This is a genomic window from Streptomyces sp. NPDC051173 (assembly GCF_040689515.1).
Classification (GTDB): Bacteria; Actinomycetota; Actinomycetes; order Streptomycetales; family Streptomycetaceae; genus Streptomyces.
On record NZ_JBFBBD010000134.1, the window covers coordinates 1 to 8,142 of the forward strand.

Consider the following 8,142-nt stretch of genomic DNA (forward strand, 5'->3'; position numbering starts at 1 on the left):
GCCGGCACCTGGGTTCCCCCTGGGGTCTGGTATCCGCTCTACGCCGGTTTCGTGGAACGCTGGCCCTCCCGCTGGAACTTCAACGGCACCTACGGCACCGTCGAACCCGTCTGCGTCGACGCGATCTCCCTGCTCTCCCAGGTGAAGCTCGCCGAGCCGCTCACCGAAGAGATCACCAGCCACAACCCCCGTTTCCTATACAAATTGGATGACCCGCAGAGTGTCACGGCGTTCGCAGACACCACAGGCACGTACCCGCCCGCACAGATCGGCGTCTCCAAAGCCGGGGCCGGCTCCCTGACGTCCGGCAACCAGATCACCGCGGCCTCGGGCACCGGCACCTACACCGGCAGCAGCGGGACCGTGGTCACCGTCAGCAACCCCAACCCCGGCACGAACCTCATCAGCGCGGCATCCTTCCTCAGCCTGACATCCGCAGGCATCAAAGGACCGGCCGCGGCCGGCGGCAGCTGGACGCGGATGTTCGCCTTCCGCTACACCGGCCCCACCCCCAGCGGCACCGCCATGTCCGTGCTCTGGTCCTGCTTCGACCTGCACGCCGGAGGCGGGTCGACCCTGTACTGGAAGATCGACGCCAGCGGACTCCTGCAAATGGTCATGGGCGGCCCCACCAACAACACCTCCGCCTACCAGCCCTCGACCACCCCGGTCACCGACTCCAACTGGCACCTGGCCATCGCCAGCTACAGCCACGCCGCCGCGCAGCTCCTCATCAGCCTCGACGGCGGCACCGCCTACTGGACCGGCATCGACCCCACCAGCGAACCCGCCGGCCTGGTCTCCGACTCCGTAGGCGGCTGGATCGACCCCACCACCGGCAACGGCAGCGCATGGCAATACAAAGGCGACCTGTCCTTCGTCGCCGAATTCCCCACAGCCCTGACAGGCACCGACTGCACCAACTTGTACGCAGCCTGGAGATCAGCGTGCGCGGGAGAATCCACCGACGCCCGCTACCAGAGGATCCTGCGCTACGCCGGATACGCCGGCATCTCCTCCATCCAGGCGGGGCTGACCACCAGCATGGGCCCGATGGCCACCGGCGGACAGGACGCCCTCTCCGCCCTGCAAGCGGTGGTCGACACGGAGAACGGCGAGCACTACGTCGACCGCACCGGGACCGTGACCTTCAAGAGCCGCGCGGCCCGCTACAACTCCCTCACCCCGGCCTATGTCTTCGGAGAGCGCACGGACCTGGGCGAATGGCCGTATGAGGAATGCCAGCTCGACCACGACGCCACCCACCTGTCCAACCAGGTCACCGTCACCCAGAGCAGCAGCAACCAGAACTTCTACGCCCAAGATGCCGCCTCCGTCACGAACTACTTCCCGCGTACCCTCACGAGATCCATCAACAGTGCATCCGCGCTTGAATGCCAGGACGCCGCCGGATACCTCCTGTCCCGGTACAAGAACCCCGCCACCCGCATCTCCGCACTCCGGCTCCACCCGTCCGCGAACCCGGCCCTGTGGCCGGTATGCCTGTCGCTGGAACTCGGCATGCGGGTACGGGTGATGCGCCGCCCGCCCGCACCGGCCGCGCCCATCACCGTGGACTGCTTCATCGAGCAGATCCAGATCGGCACGGACGACCAGGGCGACGCCACCTGGACCCTCCAGTGCTCCCCGGCCGACATCACCCCCTACGCCGCCTTCGCCAGCTGGCACACCACCCTCGCGACGGCCATCTCCGCCGGCGCCGCGGTCATCACCGTGAACGCCTCGGCGGACACCACCAACCCCCTCGCCACCCAACTCGCCCCCGGCCAGCAGCTCCTCCTCGGCCAGGGCACGCCCAATCAGGAGACCGTCACCGTCTCGGCGGTCGGGGCGACCAGCCCCGGCTGGACCACCGCGACCATCACGCTCACCGCGGCCACCACCAAGACCCACGGCGCAGGCGACACAGTGTGCGAGCCGCTCCCGGCCGGAACCACCGACCCGACCACGTGGGACACCGTCGACCGCTTCGACTCCGTCGCGTTCGCTTACTGAACCACCGGGCCACTGTGGCCCCACCACCCTGTGGAGGTGAGCCGTGGCCCGTACCGTGCCGTCCGCGGCGACTGTCAGCCCCGGCCAGTTCATCACCGGCGCCTTGTGGAACGCCAACGTCCAGTACACCGCGAGCTTCCTCACCGGACCGCCGGTCTTCTCCGGCTACCAGGCCACCTCGCAGTCCGTGCCCACCGCGACATGGACCAGCCTCACCATCGACACCACCATCCTCGACAGCGACGGCGGCCACTCCAACACGGTCAACCCCTCCCGGTACACAGCCACCGTGCCCGGCACCTACCTCCTCGTAGGCACCTCGGGATGGACCGGCGCGGCCTCCGGCTACCGCCGCCTGCGCTTCGCCCTCAACGGCAGCGCGATCACCGGCAGCGCGGTCGGCTCCGACGCCGTCAACTCCGTTCTCTGCGGCCACTGCACCACCACCGTCATCGGCCTCAACGGAACCAGCGACTACGTCGAGGTCCAGGGCGCCCAGAGCAGCGGCGCCGCACTGGCCACCTACGTGAGCTCTGACTTCTCCGCGTCCCTGCGCGTTTTCTGGCTCAGCCGCTGATCCGTACCGCCTGCGGCTCCTTCCGCACCAGCCCCAAGGCCCTGCCGAGGGGCCCCTACCCATGTCCGGAGGCATTGTTGTCCGCCCACGACCCGCGCACGGTCACCGCGCACGACCAAGCCGAGACCCACCGCTATCGCGTCCACTACCCCGACCACGCCCCACGTGAGGACGACCCCCACTACAAGCTCTTCGAGGAGTACCGGCGCCGCACCCGGCCCACCGCCCGGTGCGCGATGACCATCCGCTACGACACCGCCGCCCACTGCTCCGACGGCCTCGAACTCCACCACGCAGCAGTTGAGTTCGCCGTCGCCAATGAAGTCGACCTCAACCTGGTGACGAAGGACTTTCCCGAGGTCCATGACACAGAGTCCTTCGAGCGGTGGCTGGAGTCCGGCGAGTCCCAGCTCGTGTGGCTGTGCACCCATCACCACCGCGGCAGCGCCGGCGTGCACGTGGTCAGCGCGGCCGACTGGGCCGCCGCCCAGTACGCCCCAGGGTTCCTCCAGTGACCGCGCAGGCTCCCGTCCACCCGCAAGTCCGGCACCCGCACGAGTCTCTCAATGACCGGCTCGGCGACCGGGTCTCCTCTGCCTTCGGGTCGATGACCACCTTCTGGATGCTGGTGGGCTGGCAACTCGGATGGATGGTCCTGGCCGAAGCGGGCGTGTGGTGGTTCGGCTCCGACCGGTACCCCTTCCCCTTCCTGCTCTTCCTGTCGAACTTGGTCCAGCTCTGGGCCCTGCCGGTGCTCGGGAACACTGCGAACCGTGCCGACGAGAAACGCCGGGCGAAGGCGGATGCCGACCACGAAGCCCTGACCCACATCGCCCTCCAGGTCGACGCCATCGCCACCCGGGTCAGCACGGATGCACCCCGGAAGGAGCCCTGATCCGGTGGGCATATACGGCCAGGACTGGGCCTCGTACCAGCTCTCGCACCCGGATACGAACGGGCTGAGTTTCGCCTTCGTCAAGGTCTCCGAAGGCCTCGGCTACGTGAATCCGCGCTGGGTCGCGCAGCGCGATCACGCCAAGGCCAACGGCCTGGTCTGGGGCGGCTACCACTACCCCCACATGGCCAACGGCCCCACCGAAGAGGCCGACTTCTTTCTCGGCCAGGTCAACTGGGAGCCCGGCGACCTCGCCGTCCTCGACTGGGAGGGCTACGACGACGCCAACCGGGGCGTGCCGCGCGCCGACCAGGCCGCGTACAAGGAGGCGTGGCTGCGGTACGTCAAGCAGCGGCTCCCGCACAACCCCGTCGGCATGTACGCGAACCTCGACTACTGGCGCAACGTCGACACCACCGGCTTCTGCGGCGACTTCCTGTGGATCGCCACCGCCGGACGGAACGCCGGAGATCCCGGGATCTCCGCCGACTGGCTCTTCCACCAGTACAGCGACGCCGGAGTCGACCGCGACTACTGCCGCCTCGACAGCACAGGCGAACTCCGCGCCTGGGCGCTCTCCTTCCAGCCCGCCTCACCCTCCCAGGAGAACGACATGCCCCAATGGATCACCGGCCCCGTCATCCCCGGCGAGCAGCCCACCGTGGTCCTGGTCCCGAACGGCACCGCTTGGAGCACGTACCCCAACCGGCGCCTCCACCTCGGCATGGACCAGATCGCCCCCACACCGCCAACCGGCAGCGTCCGCGTCGCCATCCACAACGGGACGTCATGGCGCATTCAGACTGTCCTGGTCGCCTCGGCCAAGAGCACCGTCGACGTCCCCCTGGCCTCCGGCGACGTCAAGGTCAGCCTGCAAACCGCGGCAGCCGGGATCACCTACGCGATCGAAACCTGGTGAGCCTTTCCTCACCCAGCACTGCCGAGAACGCCGCTACGACACCTCGACCTTTCCTTGAAAGCAGGTTTCCCCATGCCTCGATTCTTCCTCGACTTGGTCGAAAGAACCGCAGCGACGTACATCGAGGCGTTCCTCGGCCTCCTGCTCGCTGGGACCGTCACCGACCTCTCCACCGCCAAGGCCGCAGCGCTCTCCGCGGTTCCCGCCGCCCTCGCCATCGCCAAGGGCACGCTCGCCAGGTTCCTCGGACCCTCCGGCACGGCCAGCGCCCTCCCCACCGCCAAGAAGTCGGCCCCCGAGCCGACCGGCCCGGCAGCCTCCTGAACGAGGGGCACACCGTGGCCGATGACCTGTCCGTCGGCGAACTCGGACGCACCGTTGACGCGCTGCGGCGGGAATTCCACGACGGCATGGCAGGCATCAACGCCCGCCTCGACCGCCTCGTATCCGCCGAGGTGCACGCCCTGCAAGCCGCCCACACCGACCAGCGCATCACCGCCCTCAGCCAGGACATGCAGAAAGAAGCCGAAGCACGTGAAGCGCTGGAGGACGAACTGGAGCGCCACCAACTGGCCGAAGCCGAGCGCCGTGAACGGGAACGGCAGGCCCGCCTCTATCACGCGATCGTCCCGATCGTCCTCGGCCTTATCGCCGCTGCTATTGCGATTTGGGGCTCGATCGGTAAGTGACCACGCCTCCAAGTCCCCGCCGATAGCTCTCACGCGCAGCTGGCAACGGCCACCCCGCCTCTGCTCCGACAGGTGACGGGACGGCCTTTGTCAGCCGCCGCCGGTACTATTGGCGTATTCACCCGGTGCTGGCTGCACTCGGAATCGCCCCACCCCATCCGGAGTGGGGCGATTTTTGCTTATCCGGTGGAGGTATCCGATCTTCCTGTTTCCGCCTGCGGAGCCCGGGTGCCCCGCTACAGAACAGATGGCAGATTTGCTGGAGTTAGTCAGATCTCGCTGTATTTCAGCTGATGTTGCCCTGCGTACACGGATCGTGTTGTGATCCGGTGAAGGGAGACGCCGCAAGGACGTCGATGGACCGCCCGTCCGCCGGTCTCCTACGGCCGTGGACCGCGCCCTGGGACCCAAGCGCCGTTCGACCCATGACAGAACTACGGCCCCGCCCCATAGTCTGACAGTGACTAGCTGTTCAGAGAGGGGCGAGACCGTGCCACCTGATGCTACCCCCGACCCGTACGCCGAACCGATCCAGTTCGGTCAGAGGCTGCAACTCCTGCGAACTCGGAGAGGGATGAGCCGCGTCGTCCTCGCCGGACTCCTTGGGAAGTCCCCCAGCTGGGTGAAAGCTGTTGAGGGTGGACGCCTCCAAACGCCCAAACTCCACACAATCTTGCGCATCGCCGACGCCCTCCGCGTCCGGGACCTCGCCGACCTCACAGGCGACCAGACCATGCACGTCGACCTGTTCGTAGGCCCCGGCCATGAACGCCTCCCCGCCGTGCGCGCCGCCGTCGACGCCTTTCCGCTCACGACAGAGCTCCAGGCCCCGCCAACCACGCATCTTCAGGCCCGGCTTGCTCGCGCCTGGCAAGCCCGGCATTCAGCTCCCAACCACCGCGATGTCATCGGCGGCCTGCTGCCAGAACTCATCCGCGACGCCCAACTGTCGGTTCGACAGGCCAATACCGCCGCCGAGCGGAGAGCAGCCCAGGCTGTCCTGTCCGAGGTCTACAGCCTCAGCCAGTTCTTCATCGCCTACCAGCCCGACGCTTCGCTGCTATGGCGTGTGGCAGAGCGGAGCATGGTCGCCGCCCAGGAGTCGGAAGAGCCGCACGCCATCGGTGTCGCCGCCTGGCTCGCCGCGCAGGCGCACCGCGACAGCGGCCCAGCCCATTACGACGCCGCTGACGCCGTCACCCTGGAGACCCTCGAATACCTGGAACCGCTCCTCACCGATGCACCCCCGGAGGTTCTGGCTATCGCCGGGGCGCTGCGTTTCGAGGCCGGGTACACCTCCGCACGGCGCGGCGAAACCGGAACCGCGTGGAGCCACTGGGACGCCGCCCGCAAGATGTCGAAGGAGCTCCCTGCCAGTTACTACCACCCGATCACCTCGTTCTCGCGAGCCATCATGGGTGCTCACGCGGTGACCGTGGCCGTGGAACTCCGTGCCGGGGGCGAGAGTGTCAGGCAGGCCGCAGCGGCCGACGCCACCACCATCCCATCCCGGCCTCGCCGGGCCCGGCATCGCATCGAAGAGGCCCGCGGCTACCAGCTCGACGGACAACCCGACACTGCCCTTGCAACGCTGGATAAAGCGTACGAAGCGGCACCGGAGACGATCCGGTACAACGGCTACGCCAAGGGGATCATCCTTGAGGAAACGGAGTCAAGGACCCCAGGGCGTAGGCGCCGGGCGTCTGAACTCGCCATAAAGATCGGCATCCTCGCCGCGTGAACAAGGGGGCACAAAGTGTGCCCCCTCTTCTCTTCCGGCGGTCCTACGGTCATCCCCTCATCTGCTCAACGCTGATCGTGGGGAACCTCATGAGTTACTCACCGTCGTGCCGCCAAAGCGGCCGATCGGCAAGACGGACCAGCGCCGGTGGCGACCACTCTGCCCCTGCCATTCCCGTACCCCGGCCCGTTCGGGACCTATGGGATGTCGGCCGCGTCGCTGAACTGACGAACGGTGAAATCTGGGACATCGTCGAGATCGACTTTGAGGTAGGGCACAGAGCAAAGACCTACATGACCGGTCACGGCTCCAGCCTCGGCCCTTACCTCGCCAGCGGCGCGCTACGGCGTATGTGGGTCCTCGTACCGCTCGGCACCGCGTACAGGCTCATCGGCATTCCCGGCGTCACGATTCCGTCGCCCGGCTGGCAGCTCACCGCCCCACCACCCGGCCGCTACAGAGCCGACCGCACCTGGGTCCTGCCACCCACCGCCCTCCTCGGGGCGCCCTGGACCGCGCTCACGGACACGGGACACCTGCGTGAAGCCCTCGAAGCCACGCAAGCGACAGAGGCGCCGCGGTGTCCGTGACGCGCCCCGCTCGCCCCCACGTCGAACATCACTGCGGGTCGGTCAACACAGGCGATGCCCTGGTGCCACGCTCATCCGCCGGGTCGGAGCGCCACTTCACACGGCCCGGACCGAATCCCTCACCTGTACGTGCACATGCCACCGGAAGACGGGGACAGAATGACCACCACTCCGCCGGGCGACACGCTGAACGTCGGAGCGATCGCCAGGGACATCGATTGTGGCCTCGAACCACAGAACGAGTACGCGGCCTTGCAGGACCTGGAGAAGCGACTCCGCGCCTACATCGGGACCCTGATCCCGCTCGTGGAGGACGAGGCCGAACGCCTGGAAAAGGCCGGGAGGTTCGGGGTTGCCGTACGGGAGAGTGCGGCGAAGCGCGGTCGTCGGCTCCTGAGTAGCCGGACGATCGATATGGACCCCGATCCGGCGCCGGAGCGGGTCGTATTCGCCCTTGCCCACGTGGCCAAGTCGCTCCTGCTGTACTCGGGCCTCCGATGAAGCCTCAATCGAACTGGCCCGCTGTCGACGCCGGCGCCGCGGCCACCGAATGGCTCTCCCAGGCGCTGCTCGTCCCCAGCCGGGGCGAATGGCTACGCGGTGACCCGGTACAAGTACTCCAAGACCACGGAGTTAAGGGCGAGCCGGCGTTGTCAAGGGTGGGGTGACGGGGTGCTTGAGGTCGAGCGTGATCCACTCGGGTTCGAGGATGTAG

General features: G+C 67.7%; 9 protein-coding genes and 1 pseudogene. All 10 read left to right on the forward strand.

The window, feature by feature from the left end:
* Positions 1 to 2,016, forward strand: a pseudogene (locus AB0435_RS33495) (hypothetical protein); the annotation flags it as partial.
* 43 nt (positions 2,017 to 2,059) lie between these two features.
* Positions 2,060 to 2,593, forward strand: a complete 534-nt coding sequence (locus AB0435_RS33500; protein ID WP_366428671.1) for a hypothetical protein — start codon at positions 2,060 to 2,062, stop codon at positions 2,591 to 2,593.
* A gap of 77 nt (positions 2,594 to 2,670) precedes the next feature.
* On the forward strand, positions 2,671 to 3,108 hold the full coding sequence (locus tag AB0435_RS33505; RefSeq protein WP_366428672.1) for a hypothetical protein: 438 nt from the start codon (positions 2,671 to 2,673) through the stop codon (positions 3,106 to 3,108).
* Positions 3,105 to 3,488: a DUF1003 domain-containing protein gene (locus AB0435_RS33510; RefSeq protein WP_366428673.1), complete on the forward strand. Its 384-nt coding sequence runs from the start codon at positions 3,105 to 3,107 to the stop codon at positions 3,486 to 3,488. The genes AB0435_RS33505 and AB0435_RS33510 overlap by 4 nt, the downstream gene beginning before the upstream one ends.
* Positions 3,489 to 3,492: 4 nt before the next feature.
* A complete protein-coding gene (locus AB0435_RS33515) occupies positions 3,493 to 4,407 on the forward strand; it encodes a glycoside hydrolase family 25 protein (RefSeq protein ID WP_366428674.1) in 915 nt (304 codons plus the stop codon).
* 72 nt (positions 4,408 to 4,479) lie between these two features.
* Positions 4,480 to 4,731 carry a hypothetical protein gene (locus AB0435_RS33520; RefSeq protein ID WP_366428675.1) on the forward strand — a complete coding sequence of 84 codons (252 nt, stop codon included), beginning with the start codon at positions 4,480 to 4,482 and terminating at the stop codon, positions 4,729 to 4,731.
* A 14-nt stretch (positions 4,732 to 4,745) separates the two neighbouring features.
* Positions 4,746 to 5,096 (forward strand): hypothetical protein, encoded by a 351-nt coding sequence (locus tag AB0435_RS33525; protein WP_366428676.1) that lies wholly within the window; start codon positions 4,746 to 4,748, stop codon positions 5,094 to 5,096.
* Positions 5,097 to 5,586: 490 nt separating this feature from the next.
* Positions 5,587 to 6,837: a helix-turn-helix domain-containing protein gene (locus AB0435_RS33530; protein ID WP_366428677.1), complete on the forward strand. Its 1,251-nt coding sequence runs from the start codon at positions 5,587 to 5,589 to the stop codon at positions 6,835 to 6,837.
* Positions 6,838 to 7,130: 293 nt separating this feature from the next.
* Positions 7,131 to 7,427, forward strand: a complete 297-nt coding sequence (locus AB0435_RS33535; protein WP_366428678.1) for a hypothetical protein — start codon at positions 7,131 to 7,133, stop codon at positions 7,425 to 7,427.
* Between the two features lie 159 nt (positions 7,428 to 7,586).
* Positions 7,587 to 7,928: a DUF6415 family natural product biosynthesis protein gene (locus tag AB0435_RS33540; RefSeq protein WP_366428679.1), complete on the forward strand. Its 342-nt coding sequence runs from the start codon at positions 7,587 to 7,589 to the stop codon at positions 7,926 to 7,928.
* The last annotated feature ends 214 nt before the right edge of the window (positions 7,929 to 8,142 follow it).

Coding starts and splice junctions, on each gene's coding strand:
- AB0435_RS33520 (WP_366428675.1), top strand. CDS start 4,480: ATGCCTCGATTCTTCCTCGACTTGGTCGAAAGAACCGCAGCGACGTAC.
- AB0435_RS33535 (WP_366428678.1), top strand. CDS start 7,131: ATGACCGGTCACGGCTCCAGCCTCGGCCCTTACCTCGCCAGCGGCGCG.
- AB0435_RS33540 (WP_366428679.1), top strand. CDS start 7,587: ATGACCACCACTCCGCCGGGCGACACGCTGAACGTCGGAGCGATCGCC.